The organism is Streptosporangium sp. NPDC048047 (genome assembly GCF_040653115.1).
Classification (GTDB): Bacteria; Actinomycetota; Actinomycetes; order Streptosporangiales; family Streptosporangiaceae; genus Streptosporangium.
This window is the reverse complement of the sequence record NZ_JBEZNH010000013.1, coordinates 50,579-67,629: the sequence shown is the minus strand read 5'-3', so window position 1 is coordinate 67,629 and position 17,051 is coordinate 50,579. Positions and strand designations below refer to the sequence as shown.

The window sequence follows — 17,051 nt, the reverse complement described above, 5'->3', positions numbered from 1 at the left end:
TCCGGGGTACGGCCCGCCGCCGCGCGGGGGCGCGGGCCGCGCTGCCGGGCCGGGCGGGCCGCCGTACCGTGGACCGGTCAGCCGTAGTACTTCTTCGCGCCGTCGTGCAGCGGCACGGGGTCGGTCTTCGGGGCGTTCTCCCGGGTGATGGCCTTGGCGGCCGGGTGGACCCTCTCCAGGTCGGCCTTGTGGTCGAACAGCAGCCTGGCCAGGTCTCCCGCCAGCTTGGCGTCCATCTTCTCGTTCACCACGAGGAGGTTCGGCACGACGATCGTGGACACGTCGGACGGGGTGGCGTAGACGTCCTTGGCGATGGTGCCCGCGGCGTAGACCGGGCCGTGCTCGGCCCGCATCGGCTCCAGCACGGAGTCCAGCGGAACGAAGGCGACCTCGCCCTTCATGCTGGTCAGCAGGTCGGTGATGCCGGGGGTGGGCAGCCCGCCGGACCAGACCAGGGCGTCGAGGGTGCCGTCCTTGATGCCCTGCACGCTCTCGGGCAGGCCCAGCGACTGGCGGGTGACGTCCGCCTCGGGATCGAGGCCCGCCGCCTTGAGCATGCGCAACGCGATGACCTCGGTGCCGGAGTTGGGCGATCCGGTGGAGACCCGCTTGCCCTTGAGGTCGGCGACGGACTTCACCCCGGAGTCGGTGGTGGCCACGACCTGCGTGTAGTTGTCGTACAGGCGGGCGAGCGCGCGGATCGGCTGGGGGGAGGTGAACGCCCCCTTGCCCGCCACCGCGTCGGCGGCCGAGTCGGCGAGGCTGAAGGCGATGTCGGAGTCACCCTTGACCACCCGCTGGATGTTCTCCACCGAGGCGCCGGTCGCCTCGGCCGTCGCCTGGTAGCCGGGGAGGTTCTTGCCGATCTGGTCGGCCAGTCCGCCGCCCAGGACGTAGTAGACGCCGGTGGTGTTGCCGGTGGCGATCGACAGCCGCCCGCCCTGGGCGGCGGTCCCGCCCGTCCCCCGCTCGGCCGACCGGTCGCCGCCGCAGCCGCCGAGCGTCAGCGCCAGCGTCCCGGCGGCCAGCACGGCCGCCACCCGTTTGAATGTCATGATCGTCTCTCCCGTGCTCGTGTGACGAGATGCAGTGCGATGGCGAGAGCGAGGACGCCCGCCCCGGCCAGGGCCGGGAGAGGCGACAGGAACAGCAGCAGGACCGCGGCCACCCCGCACAGCGCCCGTTCGACCGGCCCGGCGGGACCGGCCAGCCAGCCGCCGGTGGCGGCGGCCAGCGCGGCCACGGCGAGCGCCGAGACCGCCGCGGCGGCCAGGATCTCCCCTGCTCCGCCCTGGGCGAGCAGCGCCGAGCCCGCCGGGGTCAGCACGAACGCGAACGGCACCAGGAACGCCGGAAGCGTGTACTTCCAGGTGGCCAGCATGGTCCGGTGCGCGTTGCCGCCGGTGATCGCCGAGGCCGCGAAGGCCGACAGCGCCGTGGGCGGGCTGACCTCCGACAGCACCGCGTAGTAGAAGATGAACATGTACGCCTCGGCCGGGGTGACCCCGAGGCCGGTCAGCGCGGGCCCGATGATCACCGCCGCGATGACGAACGACGCGGTCACCGGCACGGCCAGACCCAGGATCAGCACCGCCAGCGCGCACAGCAGCGCGGTGAGGAGGAGCTGCCCGCCGGAGGCGCCGACGATCAGCGAGCCGGCCTTGAGGCCCAGTCCGGTCAGGGTGACGACGGCGACGATCAGCCCGGCCGCGGCGCAGGTGGCCGCGACCGGCAGCACCCCCGTGGTGCCCGCGGCCAGCGCGTCGGCCGCCCGGCGCGGGGTCAGCCGGTGCTCGCGGTCCAGGAACGACAGCGCGAACGCCAGCAGGGTGGCGTAGACGACGGCGCGGAACGGCGACTGGCCCAGCGCCATCAGCACGACGATCACGAACAGCGAGCTGAAGTGGTAGCCGAAGCGGCGCAGCAGCGGCCACAGCCGGGGCGCGTCCACCTCGACCGTCCGCGTGCCGTACCTGCGGGCGTCGATCTCGATGGCCAGGAAGATGCCGAGGTAGTACAGGAGCGTGGGGATCGTCGCGTAGACCAGCACGGTCAGGTAGCTCACCCGCAGGTACTCGGCGATGATGAACGCCGCCGCGCCCAGCGTGGGCGGCGACAGGATCGCGCCGATGCCCGCCGCGGCGAGCACTCCCCCGCCCTGCTCCGGCGGGTAGCCCGCCCGGCGCAGGATCGGCCAGGCGACGCTGCCCACGCTCACCGTCGTCGCGACGCCCGAGCCGCTGACCGTGCCGAGCAGGAACCCGGCGAGGGTGACCGTACGGCCCGGCGCCGAGCGGGAGCGGCGGAAGGCCGCCAGGGAGACGTCCACGAAGAACCTTCCCGCGCCGGAGTGGTCGAGGACGGCCCCGTAGATCGTGAACAGGATGATGTAGGTGGCCGCCACGTCCAGCGGCACGCCGTACACGCCGTCGGTGCCCATCACGGAGGCGACGATGATCCGGTCGATGTCGTAGCCGCGGTGCCCGACGACCCAGTCGATGGGCAGGTAGCCGCCGTAGTAGGCGTAGGCCAGGAAGAGCAGGCAGACGACCGGCAGGATCCAGCCGACGGTGCGCCGGCACGCCTCCAGCACCAGCAGCACGACGACCGCGCCCACCGCCACGTCGAGGCTCGTGGGGTCGGCGGCCCGCCGGATGAACCCGTCGAACACGACCAGCGGGTAGAGGCAGGCGGCGAGCGACAGCGCGGCGAGCGTCCAGTCGGCGATCCCCGGGCGGGCCCCGCCGCGCCGCCCCGGCCGGTAGCAGACGAAGGTCAGCGGCAGCGCGACCGCGAGGAGGAGCATCCGGTACGGCAGGACCTGCCCGGGACGGAACACCTGGTACAGCGCGTAGAGCGACAGGCAGAGCGCGACGACCGTGACGGCCGCGGCCAATCGGCCGGTCAGGCGCCGGGCGGGCCGCTCGGCGTCGAGCTCCGCGAACTCGGCGATCAGGTCGTCGGTCGTGCCGGTGTCCGTGGGCGTGGTCTCCGTCAAACGCCGTCTCCAGCCGTGAGCCGCCGGGTCACTGACAGTGGATACCCGGGGAGCCGACGGCGGCCAGTCAAGGGAAGATCACATTATGATCACTTCCTCCGTCCGCCGCACGCGGTGACGGCCTTCGGCCGGCGGCTTCGTGCGGCGGCTTCGTGCGGCGAGCCGGACGGTCGCGCGGGCGCGAGCGGGGAGGCGGAAACGGAGCCGGGCGAACCCGGAACCACGGACCGGGAGGCCGGGACGGAGCCGGGCGGACCCGGGGAAGGCGGGCGGGCGGTCAGCCGCCCGAGGTGTCGGTCTCCGCGTCGGCGCAGGGGACCGCCATCTCGTAGGGGTCGTCCAGCCAGCCCGCGGGCAGGTGGACCCGGTCGCGCGGGTTGGTCTTGCCGCGCGGGGTGTCGGCCCCGTCGGGCCAGGGCTGGGCGACGTCGAGCCCGGCCAGCCCCTCGCGCAGACCGGCGAGGGTGGAGGAGGTGGCCAGGCCGCGGCGCAGGTCGGCGCCGACGACGAACCCCTTGAGGTACCAGCCGACGTGCTTGCGGAAGTCCGCCACGGCGTGCTGCTCGTTGCCGAACGCCTCGGCCAGCAGGGTGGCGTGCCGGTCCATGGTCGCGGCCACCTCGCCCAGCGCGGGCCGGACGCGGTCGTCGCGGCCCTCGCAGGCCGCCGCCAGGTCCGCGAACAGCCACGGACGGCCCAGGCAGCCCCGGCCGACGACGACGCCGTCGCACCCGGTCTCGGCCATCATCCGCATCGCGTCGCCGGCGCTCCAGATGTCACCGTTGCCGAGCACCGGGATCTCCGGAACCGCCTCCTTCAGGCGGGCGATGGCCGACCAGTCGGCCGTCCCGCCGTAGTGCTGGACCGCGGTGCGGCCGTGCAGCGCGATCGCCGCGACGCCCTCCTCAACGGCGATCCGCCCGGCGTCGAGGTAGGTCAGGTGATCGTCGTCGATGCCCTTGCGCATCTTCATGGTCACCGGGAGCGTCCCGGCGTTGCGCACCGCCTCGCGCAGGATGGCCCGCAGCAGGTTGCGCTTGTACGGCAGCGCCGAGCCACCGCCCCGCCGGGTCACCTTGGGCACCGGGCAGCCGAAGTTGAGGTCGACGTGGTCGGCCAGGTCCTCGTCGGCGATCATGCGGACGGCCCGCCCGACGGTCACCGGGTCGACCCCGTACAGCTGGATGCTGCGGGGCTTCTCCCGCGGGCCGAACCGGATCATCTTGAGCGTCTTGGCGTTGCGCTCCACCAGCGCCCGCGTCGTGATCATCTCGCAGACGAACAGCCCGCCGCCCTGCTCGCGGCAGAGCGTGCGGAACGGCGCGTTCGTGATCCCCGCCATGGGCGCGAGCACCACCGGCGGCCAGACCTCGAGCGCTCCCAGCTTCAACGACTCCACCTCGTGTTTCTACCGTACGGCGCGCGGCGGTACGAATCGGCTCCGTTCTCCGCCCGGCCGCGACGGCTCCCGGCCGGGCGGGGGCCGGCCGGGAGCCGTGGGATGACGGTTACGCAACCACTCGGAAAACCCGCTAGAGTTCTCTCGTCGCCGCGGGGCGGAGAGCCCCGGCGGAAACACGCGGAAGTGGCTCAGTGGTAGAGCATCACCTTGCCAAGGTGAGGGTCGCGGGTTCGAATCCCGTCTTCCGCTCGGAAGCCTCCCCCTCCGGGGACGAGGCGGCGGATCCGGGAGACCGCCCGATGTTCCGACCCCGGCGCGGACGATTAGCTCAGCGGGAGAGCGCTTCCCTGACACGGAAGAGGTCACTGGTTCAATCCCAGTATCGTCCACTCAAGAAATCCCAGGCCGATGGCCTGGGATTCTCTGTTTCCCCGGCCGATCCACCAGGTCTCCCGGCGGCCGATCCACCACTTTCCCGGCCGGTCCGCCACGGCGACCGGCCGGCTCGACGCTCCCCTCGTACCGGCGGGCGACCGGCCGCTTCGGCGGCCCGCTCACACCGGCGGGCGACCGGCCGGCTCGGTGGACCGTCCGGAGTCCCATCGCCCGGCGAACCACCCGAGCGCGATGTTCCAAGAGTAGCCGCGGCGGATCCGGTCGGCCACGTCGGCCGGCAGCGTGTCGAGGCCGTGGTGCAGCAGCCGCACCTCGGTGCCGTCCTCGACGGGGTGGAAGGTCACCTCGATCTCCATCCGCCCGCCGGGGTTGACCAGGTCCGCCCAGACGAGGCGATGCGGTGGCTCCCAGGCCACGAGCCTGCCGAGATCGACGTGCCCGCCGTCCGACCACAGCTCGCGCAGGAAACCGTCCTCGAAACGGATGCCGACCGCCCGGCCGGGATCGACCCAGCTGTGCGGTCCGCGGACGTACCAGCCGTCGATCTCCTCGGTGAAGATCCGGAACGCCGCGGCCCGGTCCACCGGCACGGTGACCCCGGCCTGGACGGAGCCGCTCACCGGCCGCCCCCCGCGCCGCCTTCCGCCCTGTCCTTCACGCCGTCCTCCGCGTCGCCTTCCACGCCGTCCTCCGTGTCGTCTCCGGCCGGGTCGAGCCGCCCGGCGGGCTCACCGGACGAGCGCCCACCCGACCCGCCGGACGAGCGCCCACCTGAGGAGTGCCCACCCGGGAGGTACTCGGTCGAGGAGTGCTCGGCCGAGGAGGCGACGCGCTCCACATGATCCCGGAACGAACCGAGTTGCTCGGCCCAGAATGCCTGCACCTGGTCCAGCCATGACTGCAGGTCAGTGAACGGCTCGCGGCGCAGCGTGTACAGCCGCACCCGGGCGTCCGCGTCACCGGACTCGGCGTGTACCAGGCCGCTCGCCCGCAGCACCCGCAGGTGCCTGCTGAGGGCGGGCGCGCTCATCCGGACGGCCTGCGCCAGTTCCCCGGCGGGCCGGGGCCTCTCACGCAGCAACTCGATCACCTTGCGCCTGGTCGGGTCGGCCAGCGCCGCCAGGGTGGCGTCCAATTGATTCACGGTACTGTTAATCATTGCCCACTTTCGTTAATCTGTTAACAGTTAACGACAACGACGATTATCACGGAGGCCGGCACATGGCCGTCGAACTGGGGTACTACACGCTGTCCGTCACGGACCTCGACCGGGGAGCGGCCTTCTACGGCCCGCTGTTCGGCTGGGAGTTCAGGCGGGAACACGAAACGTACCTGCACGTCACCAACACCGCGGTTCCGATGGGCCTCACCGCGAACGGACCCTCCTCGCAGCCCAATCTGTACTACGCCGTCGAGGACGTCGAGACGGTCGTGGAGATGGTCCGCAAGCTCGGCGGCACCGCTGAGGAGATCATGGAAAGCAAGTCGGGGCGGGGCTGCGCCATCACCGACGACCAGGGCACCGTGATCAGCCTCTGGCAGTCCGCCCCCGGCTTCGACTGAGCCGGGCCCCATGGTCCGGCGGACGCCCGCCGGCCACCCACCAGTCCCCGAGCCGCACCGGGCCGGACCGAGCCGGACGGCCAGCGCGCCGAAGGGATCGTGAGCAGGCCGCGCGAGGGCACGAGCCGTATCATTCACAGCGTGCCCCCAGCCAGCGGTCCCTCGGTCCCCCACCACGGCGACGCCGACGAACGTGTGCCCGGTGGACCCGTACCCGGCGGCCCCGGTGGACCGGGACCCGATGCTTCCGGTGGACCCGTACCCAGCGGTTCCGGCGCTCCCGGTGGACCCGTGCCCGGTGGACCCGGCGCTCCCGGTGGACCCGTGCCCGGTGGACCCGGCAGGCGGCACATGCCCGGCGGGCCCGCGCCGCGGATCCCCCCGCTGAGCTTCGCGTGGGCGTTCGCCCCGCTGTACACCTGCGGGCTCGCGACCCCCTTCGTCATCGGCCACGCCGCCGTCAGGCTCCGGAGCCGCGCGGCGGCCCTCGCCGCGGGCGCGTACGGCCTGCTGCTGTTCGTCTACGTCGTCGCCGCGGGCCTCCCCGGCAGCGGAGGCTCCCGATACGTCCTGGCCACGGCGATCTGGGTCCTCGTGGGCTGGCTGGGCGGCACGGCGCACGCGCTGGTCCTCCGGCCCGCCGTCTTCGCGCCCGGCCCGGCCCCCACGGCGATCCGGCGACCTCCGCCGGGTCCCCGCCCCCCGGGTCCGGCACGCTTCGAACCTCCGGGCCGTCCCGGACAGGCCGGCCGCCCCGGGCAGCCCGGACAGCCCGATCTCTCCCGGCCCCTCGACGACTCCGGGCATCTCAGCCGACCCGGGTCCGCGGCGCGTCGCCCCGCGCATCCCGGCCAGGCGTATCCTCCGCCACCGCGCCGGCCTCGTCCCCCGTCGCCGCAGCCCCAGGCGCCGCAGGCCCAGACACCGCAGCCTCCGCGGGCACAGTCCCAAGCACCCCAACCGCCGTCGGCGCGGCCCCAGGCACCCCAACCGCCGTCGCCGGCACCCCGGGCGTCCGCCGTCCCGCCTCCGATGGCTCCCCCGGCTCAGGCTGCTCCGGCGCCTCCGCCGGCTTCCTCACCTTCGCCGGCTCCTCCGCCTTCGATGGCTCCCCCCGCTCAGGCTGCTCCCGCGCCTCCGCCGGCCTCCCCGCCTCCGCAGAGCGCACCCCCGCCGCCACAAAGCGTGCCCGGCGGTCCGGCGCACGCCCCGTTCCCGCCGATCGGGCCGTACCTCCCGACGCGGCTTCTCGGCTCGGGCGGCCAGGGCTCCGTCTACCTGGCGAAGGGCCCGAACGGCGGGCCTGTGGCGGTCAAGGTCCTGCACGGCAGGCTGGTCGGCGGCCCGGACCAGCGCGAGCGCTTCCTCCGGGAGGCGGAGATGGCCAGGCGGGTGCGTCCCTTCGCGACCGCGCGGATCCTCGATGCCGGGGTCGTGGACGATCTGGTCTACATCGTCACCGAGTACGTGCCCGGCCCCTCCCTCGCCAAGCTGGTCTACGAGCAGGGCCCCCGGAACGGCGACAGCCTGACCCGGCTGGCGATCGGGACGATCGCGGCGCTCAAGGGGATCCACGCCGCGGGCATCGTGCACCGGGACTTCAAGCCGGCCAACGTCCTGCTCGGTCCGGACGGACCCCGGGTGATCGACTTCGGCTTCGCCGGGGCGCTGGACCGGATGGCGATGGCCTCGGCGGACAACCTCAGGGGCACTCTGCCGTACATGTCGCCGGAGCAGATCTCCGGCGAGCGGGTCGGTCCGGCCTCCGACATCTTCAGCTGGGCCTCGACCATGCTCTACGGCGCCACCGGGCGGGACGCCTTCGAAGGCGGGTCGCTGCCGCAGGTCCACCGGATGCTCGTCAGCCACCACCCGGACCTGTCGGTGCTGCCCCTGGCCCTGCGCGGCGCGGTGGAGCGGTGCCTGGCGAAGGACCCACGGCAACGGCCGACGGCGGCCGAGGTGATGATGGCGATCACCAGCTGACCCGGAGCGTCCTCGGGCCGCGTCTCACACCGCCGCGGCGGCTACTCGGCGTCGGCCTCCTCGGCCCAGTAGGTGGTGGTCCATGCGGCGCCGCACCGGCAGCGCGACAGCCGGACCAGTTCTCCCTCCTCGCTCATGGACAGTCCATGACTGAGGCGGACGTGAACGTGTGTGCTCATGACGGATCGACTTCCGGTTGGTCATTGGATGCCCCGGCCGGGCGCGGGTTCCTCCGCGCCTCCGGCGGATGCCGGACTACGGATACGGGTTCTTCCACGCCTGTCGGCGGACGCTGGGCGGTGGCCGTGGGCCGGACGGGGAAGCTGCCTCTCCTGTCTACCTCATTCATGGGTCGAAAGTCACATTTACCTGGGCATTTAGCCTCTAGCCGGGGGCTACGGAGGCGTCGGGGAGGGTTCCGCATTACGGTGCGCCCGGTTCCGGTTCACCTTCCCATGGGGAGAAGCCCCCGCGCCGGAACCGTCACGACGCCTTCCGCGGGACGAGCCGCCTGATCAGCGGCCAGGCCAGGAGGACCACGAGAACGGCGTAGATCGCGATGGACAACGGGCCTCCGACCAGACCCGACAGGTCGCCGCCGGACAGCTGCAGCGACCGGCGGCCCTGGAGCTCCGCACGCGGACCGAGGATCACGCCGACGATCAACGGCAGCACCGGCAGCCCGAAGCGCCGCATCGCGAAGCCGAGCAGACCCAGGAGGAGCAGCAGGACGAGGTCCAGCGGCTGGGAGTTGACCGCGTAGGCCCCCATGGACGCGAAGAACAGGATGCCCGCGTACAGGTAGGGCCGGGGGACGCGCAGCAGCTTCGCCCAGGCCGGCGCGAGCGGCAGGTTCAGGACGAGCAGCAGCAGGTTGCCGACGAACAGGCTCGCGATCAACGTCCAGACCAGAGCCGGCTGCCGCTCCAGCAGCAGCGGCCCGGGCTGGATGCCGTACGACTCGAAGGCCGCGAGCATGACCGCGGCCGTCGCCGTGGTCGGCAGGCCGATGGCCAGCATCGGCACCAGCGTTCCCGCGGCGGAGGCGTTGTTGGCCGCCTCGGGCCCGGCGACGCCTTCGATGGCGCCGTGACCGAACTCCTCGGGCCGCCTGGCGAGCCTCTTCTCCGTCACGTACGAGAGGAAGGTCGGGATCTCCGCCCCGGCGCCGGGCAGCGCCCCGAAGGGGAATCCCAGCGCGGTGCCGCGCAGCCAGGGCTTCCACGATCTGCGCCAGTCCTCGGCGCCCAGCCAGGGCCGGCCGACGGGGATGACCGGCGTGTCCGTGCGGCGCATGTGCGCGGCCACCCACAGCGCCTCTCCCACGGCGAAGATCCCGACCGCGACGACGACCACGTCGATGCCGTCCGCGAGCTGCGGGATGCCCAGCGTGAGCCGCTGCCGGCCGGTGACCCCGTCGATGCCGATCAGGCCGATCACGAGGCCCAGCAGCAGCGAGGCGAAGCCGCGCACGCGCGAGGAGCCGAGCGTCACCGACACCGCGACGAAGGCCAGCAGCATGATCGCGAAGTAGTCGGGCGCACCGAGGCCGATGGCGAACGCGACCACCAGCGGCGTCACGAACACGAGCAGCAGCGTGGCGATGGTGCCGGCGACGAACGAGCCGATGGCCGCGGTCGCGAGCGCCTGCGCCGCCCTCCCCGCCTTGGCCATCCTGTTCCCCTCGATCGCGGTGACGACCGAGGACGACTCGCCGGGCGTGTTGAGCAGGATGGAGGTCGTCGAGCCGCCGTACATGCCGCCGTAGTAGATGCCGGCGAACAGGATGAACGCCTGGGTCGGGTCCATGCCGTACGTCACCGGGAGCAGCAGCGCGACCGTCATGGCAGGGCCGATGCCGGGAAGCACCCCGACGGCGGTCCCGGCGACCACGCCGAGCAGCGCCATGAGCAGGTTGCCGGGGGACAGCACGTTGACGAACCCGTCGAGCAGGTTGCCGAGGTTGTCCATCACAGGATCCCCTGCAGCACGCCGGCCGGCAGGTTGACCCCGAGGCCGATCGCGAACGCGTAGAACGTGGCCAGCGACAGCACGATCGCGATCACGAGTCCGCGCACGTGGTGCCTGTTGCCCAGGGCGAAGGCCGCCCCCCAGAACAGGACGGTCCCGCTGATGACCCAGCCGAGGGGCTCGATCAGTACGGCGTTGGCCACGAAGGCGCCCGCCAGCAGCAGGACCGTCCGCCAGTCCACCGCCGTGGACAGGTCCACGTCCTCACCGGCCTCGGGTTCGCCGCGGCCTCCCCTCGCGACGTCCACGCCGTACACGACCGCGACCGCCAGAAGGGCCACGCCCAGGAGCACCGGCACCGGGCGGGGGCCGATGGGATCGTTGCTGCTGGTCAGAGGGGCGATCCTGAGAGCGTCGACGATCACCAGCGCGCCCAGCAGGGCGAGGAACGCGCACACGCCGTACTGCGCGCGGTCCCCGTCCCGGGGCCCGCCGTCCGCCGAGGGCCGCTCATCCGGCGAGAGCCGCTCCCCCGGAGACCGCTCGCCCGGGGAAGGCCGCTCGCTCCGCGAGAGCCGTTCACCCGCCCGCACGCCGGCGTGGCCGTCCTCGCGGCCCTCCCCGGGCTCGCGGGCGGGCTCGCTTCCCCCGCTCATGCCAGTCCGAGCTCTGCGAGGATGGAGGCGACGCTCTTGTCCTGCTCGGCCAGATAGGCGGCGAACGCGTCACCGGTGACGAAGGAGTCGGTCCAGCCGCGCTTGGTCAGCTCGGCCTTCCACTGCTGCGAGTCGTGCATCCGGGTGAGCGCGTCGGTCCACATCCGCCTGTCGGCGTCGCCGATGCCGGGCGGGGCCACGATCCCGCGCCAGTTCGTGAAGACCAGGTCGATGCCCGACGCCTTGAGGGTGGGGACGTCCTTCAGCACCGGGACCGGCTCCGTGCTGGTCACCGCCAGCACCCTCAGCTGGCCGGCGTTCACCTGGTCCAGGAACTCGCTGTAGCCGCTCGCGCCGAAGCCGACCTTGTCACCGAGGATCGCCGGCAGCAGTTCGCCGCCGCCGTCGTAGGAGACGTAGTTGACCTGCCGGGGATCGATCCCGACGACCTTGGCCAGCCGCATCGGCAGCAGGTGGTCCGGCCCTCCCGGCGACGAGCCGCCGCCGACCGTGACCTTCTTCGGGTCCTTCTTCCAGGCGGCGACGAGGTCCTCGATCGTCCGGTAGGGCGAGTCCTTCGACACGACGATCGCGCCGGCCTCCTCGATGAGCTTGGCGAGGGGGGTGGTCTGGGACAGCGTCGCCTCCGACTTGGACGTGTACGACGCGCCGACGACCCCCAGGCCCATCTGCATGGCCAGCTTGCCGTTGCCCTTCTCGTTGATCATCCGCTGGAGGCCCACCGTGCCGCCCGCGCCGGGAAGATTGAACACCTGGACGCCCGAAGCGATCTTCGCGTCCTCCATGACCTTGGCCGCCGTCCGCGCGGTGGTGTCGTATCCCCCGCCGGGGGTGTTGGGCACCATGAGGCGCAGCCCGGTGACCGGGCCGCCGCCCGCCGCCGCGCCGGTTCCCTTCTCCGCCGTCGCGCCGCAGCCCCCCGCCGCCAGGGCCGACAGCGCCGCGAGGGCGGCGAGGAGAACGCTGATCCGGTTTCTCACAATCGTCTCTTTCCTGGTGAGAGGTTTCGCGCCATGATTATGCGAGCCGGGCGGCAGGCCGTCTTCCTTCTGTGAGCAGCGGAGATTGAGTTCATTGTGGTCGTCAACGACCCCCTCCTGAGGGAGGGGGCTTCCAGATGCGGCACCGTGCCTGGAAGCCCTGTGTTGACCAGCCCGTGTCGATCATGGTGAAGGAGGTGCCTTCGGTTGGCGGCGTTTCACGTAGGTGAGCGGACCCACCAGGCCGTGCTTCCTCAGCGGCCTGCTCTGGAATCCGCGGGAGCAGACAACCCCCGGGGTGGGGACGAAACGGCTCGCGGACTCCCGGCTGTGCCGGGCACCGGCGTGGAACAGGGGCGAGGGGAGATCGGTCCGGGTGGCACCCGCCCGGACCGGCGTCACCCCGACGGCATTTCAGCGCCGGAGGGAGCGAACCGTGAGGTTCACCCGGCCGTGTTCGTTCTTGACAAGCACGGTCGTCCGCTTGATCCGTGTCATCCGGCCCGAGCTCGCCGCCTGCTGGCCGCAGGGCGGGCCGTGGTGATCCGGCACACCCCGTTCGTGATCCGGCTGAAGGATCGGACCCGCGCCGAGTCGACCGTCCAGGGCGTCGCGGTCGGGGTCGATCCCGGCTCCCGACACACCGGTATCGCGGTGTTCACCGAACATGGCGGGAGAAGAGCCGGGAAGTACAGCCTCCGGCTCGGCCATCGGGGACCGGCGATTCGTGACAAGCTCGCCACCCGCGCCGCCTACCGGCGGGGGCGACGTTCCCGCAACCTGCGCTACCGCGCCCCCCGTTTCCTCAACCGCACCAAATCCACCGGGTGGCTGGCGCCGTCGCTGCGCCACCGGGTGGAGACCACGATGTCGTGGGTGGGACGGCTGACCCGCTGGGCGCCGGTACGGGCCGTCCACGTCGAGCGGGTCTGTTTCGACACCCATGCTTTGTCGGCGGGCCGGCCGCTGGAGGGGGCGGAGTACCAGCGGGGCGCCCTGGCCGGATACGAGGTACGCGAGTATCTCCTGGTCAAATGGGGCCGAATATGCGCCTACTGCGGCGCGAGCGGTGTGCCGTTGAACCTCGACCACATCCATCCGCGCAGCCGGGGCGGCTCCGACCGCCTCAGCAACCTCACCTTGGCCTGTATCGCGTGCAATCAGGCCAAGAACACCACCCCGATCGGAGAGTTCCTCAAGACCAAGCCCGCCCTCTTGGCGAGGATCCTCGCGAAGGCGAAGACTTCGCTGCGGGACGCGGCGGCGGTCAACGCGACCCGGTGGGCGCTGTGGCGGGCGCTGGAGACGACCGGGCTGCCGGTGCACGCCGCCTCGGGTGGCCGTACGAAGTGGAACCGCTCCCGCACCGGCGCACCGAAGTCCCACACCCTCGACGCCTTGCACGTCGGCGACCTGGAAACCGTCACCACCTGGCCGTCGATGGTCCTCATCGCGCGCGCGACCGGCCGTGGCGTCTACTGCCGCACCCGCACCGACCGCTACGGATTCCCCCGGCTGCGGCTGCCCCGTACCAAACGCGTCAAGGGTTTCGCCACCGGCGACCTGGTCCGCGCCGCCGTGCCGAGTGGCAGAAACACCGGGACGCACATCGGCCGGGTCGCGGTCCGCTCCACCGGCAGCTTCAACATCACTACCCGGCACGGCACCGTGCAGGGCATCGGCCATCGGCATGTCCGGTTGCTCCAGCGCGCCGATGGCTACGGCTACACCGCTGAGCCCGAAGCGCGGCACCGTGCCACGTTTCTCATCGGCTCTGAAGGACCGGGTCTTCACGCTGAAGGTAGTTGATGAGATCGCGTGGCCCGACCCTGGCGGGCGAGTTGCTGGCCCTGCAACTCGTCATCGTCGTGGTGGTGCTGTTCGCCGTCGGCGCCATCTCGCTGGCCCAGTCCGAGGCGACCTTCGACCGGGTGGAGGGACGCCGGGTGACGGCGCTGGCCGAGCAGCTGTCGTGGAACCCCCTGGTCCGCAGCCAGATCGACCAGCCGGCGCCCGCCGAGGTGCTCGCCCCGCTGGTGCAGTCGACGCTCACCGAGTCCGGCGTCACCTCCGTCTCGATCGCCGACGTCGGCGGCAGGATCGTCGGTTCCTCGGACGCCACGCTGCTCGGGACGCCACTGCCGCTGAGCGCTCCCGGCGCCGCCCGGACCCGGGGCTGGTCCGGTTACCTCCCGGTCGGCGGGACCCGTGAGCTGGTCGCCCAGGTCCCGGTGCTGGGGGCCGAGCCGGAGGACCACGGCCGCCACCTCGGGACCGTGATGATCGGGGTCGCCGCTCCCACCGCCTGGCAGCGTCTGGTCGGCGCGTCGTCCTACCTGCTGGTCCACCTGGGGGTCGCCAGCGCGCTGGGGGTGCTGGGCTCCTGGCTGCTGGCCCGGCGCATCAAACGGCAGACCCTCGGCATGGAGCCGCGCGAGATCGCGGGGCTCGCCGAACACCGGGAGGCCATGCTGCACGGCATCGCCGAAGGCGTCGTCGCGCTCGACCCGCAGTTGCGGCTCACGCTGGTCAACGACATGGGCCGGACGCTGCTGGACCTCCCCGGCCACTGCGTGGGGATGACCCTGCGGGCGCTCGGCGTCGAGGGACGCCTGTACGACGTGCTCGCCGGGAACGAGGAGGCCCGCGACGAGATCGTCATCCACCGTGGGCGGGTGCTGGTCATGAACCGGATGAGCGTCGTCAAGGACGGACGGCGCCTCGGCTCGGTGACCACCCTGCGCGACCGGACCGAGCTGGCCCAGCTGGAGCGCGAGCTGGGGTCCTTCCGCAGCTCCACCGAGCTGCTGCGCGCCCAGGCCCACGAGTTCGCCAACCAGCTCCACGTCATCTCGGGACTGATCCAGGTGGACGAGCACGACGAGGTGGTCCGGTACATCCGGGCGCTGAGGAAGCACCGCGAGTCCCTCGACCTGGCCCTGGCCACCAGGGTCCGTGACAACGCGGTCGCCGCGCTGCTGACGGCGAAGTCCGCGCTCGCGGCCGAACGCAGGGTCGAGCTCCGCCTGTCCGACCGCACCACCCTGGACCGGCTGGACCCGGTGGACGCTGCCGACGTGGCGACGGTGACGGGTAACCTGGTCGACAACGCCATCGAGGCCGCGGTCGACGTGGCGGGCGCCGCGAGCGGCGAACCGGAGGCGTGGGTGGAGGTCGAGCTGCGTCAGGACGCCTCCAGTGTCGAGATCGTGGTGCGCGACTCCGGTCCCGGCGTCGCCCCCGAGCTCGCCCGGGAGGTCTTCACCCGGGGTTTCACCACCAAGGCCGCGCTGGGGGGCGAGCGAGGGATCGGCCTGGCGCTCACGCAGCTCGTCTGCCGCCGCCGCGGCGGTGAGGTGGCCGTCACCAACACCGCCGACGGGGCGATGTTCACCGCCCGGATGTCCGTCGGCCGCGTGCCCCGGGAACTGCTGGAGGCGTCCCTGTGATCGACGTGCTCGTCGTCGACGACGATTTCATGGTCGCGAGGATCAACAGCGGGTTCGTCGGCAGGGTCGGCGGGTTCCGCGTGGTGGGCACGGCCGGCACCGGGGAGCAGGCCCTCACCCGCGTCGGTGAGCTGCGTCCGGACCTCGTGTTGCTCGACCTCTACCTGCCCGATGTCTTCGGGCTGGACGTCATCAGCCGGATCCGTGCCGGGGGCCACGACTGCGACATCATCGTGATCAGCGCGGCGCGCGAGATCGAGGCTGTCCGCGGCGCCGCCCGGCGGGGGGTGAGCAACTACCTTCTCAAGCCGTTCGACTTCGACGACCTGCGCGTACGGCTGGAGCGGTACGCCGCCCGGCGGACCGAGCTGGGCGGCGTGGTCATCAGCAGCCAGGCCGACGTGGACCGGGTCCTCGCCGGGGCCGGGCCGTCGCCCTCCCCGGTCCTGCCCAAGGGCATGAGCGTGGAGACGGCGGAGCTGGTCCGGCGGGAGCTGTGCGCGGCGGACGGCACATTGTCGGCCGGTGAGTGCGCCTCCCGCGTGGGCATCTCCCGGGTCAGCGCCCGCCGCTACCTGGAGCACCTCGTCACCCTGGGACACGTCCACGTCTCCCTGAAGTACGGTGCCGCGGGACGCCCGGAACGCCGCTACCGGTGGGACCGCCCCCGGTGATCTCCCGGTTCCCCTCCGGTGAGGGAGAACGCGTCGATGTCGCGTCCCAGAAGTACGGGGCGGCGGTGAAGGCCCGCGAACCGCTGCCGCCGGCCGGTTCCCGGCTTCCGGGGGCGCCCGCCGCGCCGTCCGCCCCGGTGCCGCCCTCCTGAGGTTCCGCGAGAGGAGCCGGCCCGCGTTCCGGCGCGACGGCGGGTGCCGGGGCGGCGGGCGTCATAACCGGTGTGATCCAGGATCATGATCCGTTAGCGTTCGTACCCGGCACCCGTCCTGAACCCTCTGGAGGCCCGATGTTCGCCCTGCCCCTCACCGAGCACGCCGAGCTGCGGCCGCTCGACCCCTGGAGGGCCGAGGAGTTCCTCGCCCATCTGGATCGGGCGCGCGAGCACATCACGCCGTGGGTGTCGCCCCTGTTCGCCGCCTCCGACGTCGCCGGGGCCCGCGCCCTGTTGCAGCGCTACGCCGACAGATGGGCCCAGGACGCGGGCGGCATCTGGGGGATCTGGCTGGAGGGAACGCTCGTCGGCGGCGTGCTGTTCGTGTCGTTCGACGCGGCGCTGGGGCTCTGCGAGGCGGGCTGCTGGCTGGAGCCCGCCGCCGAGGGGCGCGGGCTGGTCGGCCGCGCCGCCGGGCGGATCATCGACTGGGCGGTGACGGAACGCGGCATCCAGCGCGTGGAGTGGCGGACCAATGCCCGCAACACCCGCAGCATCAACGCGGCGAAGCGGCTGGGCATGTCGCTCGACGGCACCCTGCGCCAGGTGTACCCCGGCGACGGCGGCCGCATCGACATCCAGATCTGGTCGGTACTGGCCGAGGAGTGGCGGACGCGTGAGGCGCGGGCGACCGCGGAACGGACCGGTTCAGCGAACTGACGACGGTCTCTCGTGACCCCGGAGCCAGGGCCCGCCTCCGGGGTCACGCCCCGCTTCCGTGCGGCGCGAGGTCGGTGGAG

General features: G+C 72.4%; 14 protein-coding genes and 2 tRNA genes. 8 read left to right on the top strand and 8 right to left on the bottom strand.

What is annotated here, in order from left to right; translation table 11 throughout:
* Positions 1-77 precede the first annotated feature (77 nt).
* From AB0D67_RS14280 to dusB, 3 genes are all read right to left on the bottom strand, one after another.
* Positions 78-1,055: a TAXI family TRAP transporter solute-binding subunit gene (locus AB0D67_RS14280; RefSeq protein WP_362934043.1), complete on the bottom strand. Its 978-nt coding sequence runs from the start codon at positions 1,053-1,055 to the stop codon at positions 78-80.
* Positions 1,052-2,998, bottom strand: coding sequence for a TRAP transporter fused permease subunit (locus AB0D67_RS14275; RefSeq protein WP_362934040.1), 1,947 nt, complete (start codon positions 2,996-2,998; stop codon positions 1,052-1,054). The genes AB0D67_RS14280 and AB0D67_RS14275 overlap by 4 nt, the downstream gene beginning before the upstream one ends.
* Positions 2,999-3,275: 277 nt before the next feature.
* A complete protein-coding gene (gene dusB, locus AB0D67_RS14270; protein WP_362934037.1) occupies positions 3,276-4,397 on the bottom strand; it encodes a tRNA dihydrouridine synthase DusB in 1,122 nt (373 codons plus the stop codon).
* Positions 4,398-4,577: 180 nt separating this feature from the next.
* On the opposite strand from dusB, the gene AB0D67_RS14265 reads away from it, so the two are divergent.
* Together AB0D67_RS14265 and AB0D67_RS14260 are read left to right on the top strand one after the other, a co-directional pair.
* Positions 4,578-4,649: transfer RNA gene (locus tag AB0D67_RS14265), tRNA-Gly, on the top strand.
* Positions 4,650-4,717: 68 nt separating this feature from the next.
* Positions 4,718-4,789: transfer RNA gene (locus AB0D67_RS14260), tRNA-Val, on the top strand.
* Between the two features lie 165 nt (positions 4,790-4,954).
* Here AB0D67_RS14260 and AB0D67_RS14255 read toward each other — a convergent pair.
* Together AB0D67_RS14255 and AB0D67_RS14250 are read right to left on the bottom strand one after the other, a co-directional pair.
* The gene (locus AB0D67_RS14255) at positions 4,955-5,416 is read right to left on the bottom strand and encodes an SRPBCC domain-containing protein (protein WP_362934034.1); all 462 of its coding nucleotides are present in this window, start codon (positions 5,414-5,416) and stop codon (positions 4,955-4,957) included.
* A complete protein-coding gene (locus tag AB0D67_RS14250; RefSeq protein WP_362934031.1) occupies positions 5,413-5,931 on the bottom strand; it encodes a metalloregulator ArsR/SmtB family transcription factor in 519 nt (172 codons plus the stop codon). The genes AB0D67_RS14255 and AB0D67_RS14250 overlap by 4 nt, the downstream gene beginning before the upstream one ends.
* 86 nt (positions 5,932-6,017) lie before the next feature.
* Between AB0D67_RS14250 and AB0D67_RS14245 the strand changes: the two genes are divergently transcribed.
* Positions 6,018-6,359: a VOC family protein gene (locus AB0D67_RS14245; protein WP_362934028.1), complete on the top strand. Its 342-nt coding sequence runs from the start codon at positions 6,018-6,020 to the stop codon at positions 6,357-6,359.
* A gap of 1,185 nt (positions 6,360-7,544) precedes the next feature.
* Positions 7,545-8,345, top strand: coding sequence for a serine/threonine-protein kinase (locus AB0D67_RS14240; RefSeq protein ID WP_362934025.1), 801 nt, complete (start codon positions 7,545-7,547; stop codon positions 8,343-8,345).
* A gap of 483 nt (positions 8,346-8,828) precedes the next feature.
* Here AB0D67_RS14240 and AB0D67_RS14235 read toward each other — a convergent pair whose 3' ends face one another.
* From AB0D67_RS14235 to AB0D67_RS14225, 3 genes are read right to left on the bottom strand one after another with little or no spacing between them, the layout of a single operon-like run.
* The gene (locus AB0D67_RS14235; RefSeq protein ID WP_362934022.1) at positions 8,829-10,316 is read right to left on the bottom strand and encodes a tripartite tricarboxylate transporter permease; all 1,488 of its coding nucleotides are present in this window, start codon (positions 10,314-10,316) and stop codon (positions 8,829-8,831) included.
* Entirely contained in the window at positions 10,316-10,972 is a 657-nt protein-coding gene (locus AB0D67_RS14230) for a tripartite tricarboxylate transporter TctB family protein (protein WP_362934019.1), read from the bottom strand. Before AB0D67_RS14230 ends, AB0D67_RS14235 begins: the two co-directional genes overlap by 1 nt.
* Entirely contained in the window at positions 10,969-11,973 is a 1,005-nt protein-coding gene (locus AB0D67_RS14225) for a tripartite tricarboxylate transporter substrate binding protein (protein ID WP_362934016.1), read from the bottom strand. Before AB0D67_RS14225 ends, AB0D67_RS14230 begins: the two co-directional genes overlap by 4 nt.
* Before the next feature lie 453 nt (positions 11,974-12,426).
* On the opposite strand from AB0D67_RS14225, the gene iscB reads away from it, so the two are divergent.
* The 4 genes from iscB (at position 12,427) to AB0D67_RS14205 (ending at position 16,971) form a co-directional block, all read left to right on the top strand.
* Positions 12,427-13,782, top strand: a complete 1,356-nt coding sequence (iscB, locus tag AB0D67_RS14220; RefSeq protein ID WP_362934013.1) for an RNA-guided endonuclease IscB — start codon at positions 12,427-12,429, stop codon at positions 13,780-13,782.
* Positions 13,782-15,422, top strand: coding sequence for an ATP-binding protein (locus AB0D67_RS14215; protein WP_362934010.1), 1,641 nt, complete (start codon positions 13,782-13,784; stop codon positions 15,420-15,422). The genes iscB and AB0D67_RS14215 overlap by 1 nt, the downstream gene beginning before the upstream one ends.
* A complete protein-coding gene (locus AB0D67_RS14210) occupies positions 15,419-16,096 on the top strand; it encodes a response regulator (RefSeq protein ID WP_362934007.1) in 678 nt (225 codons plus the stop codon). The genes AB0D67_RS14215 and AB0D67_RS14210 overlap by 4 nt, the downstream gene beginning before the upstream one ends.
* Positions 16,097-16,386: 290 nt before the next feature.
* Positions 16,387-16,971 carry a GNAT family protein gene (locus AB0D67_RS14205; protein WP_362934004.1) on the top strand — a complete coding sequence of 195 codons (585 nt, stop codon included), beginning with the start codon at positions 16,387-16,389 and terminating at the stop codon, positions 16,969-16,971.
* Positions 16,972-17,051 lie beyond the last annotated feature (80 nt).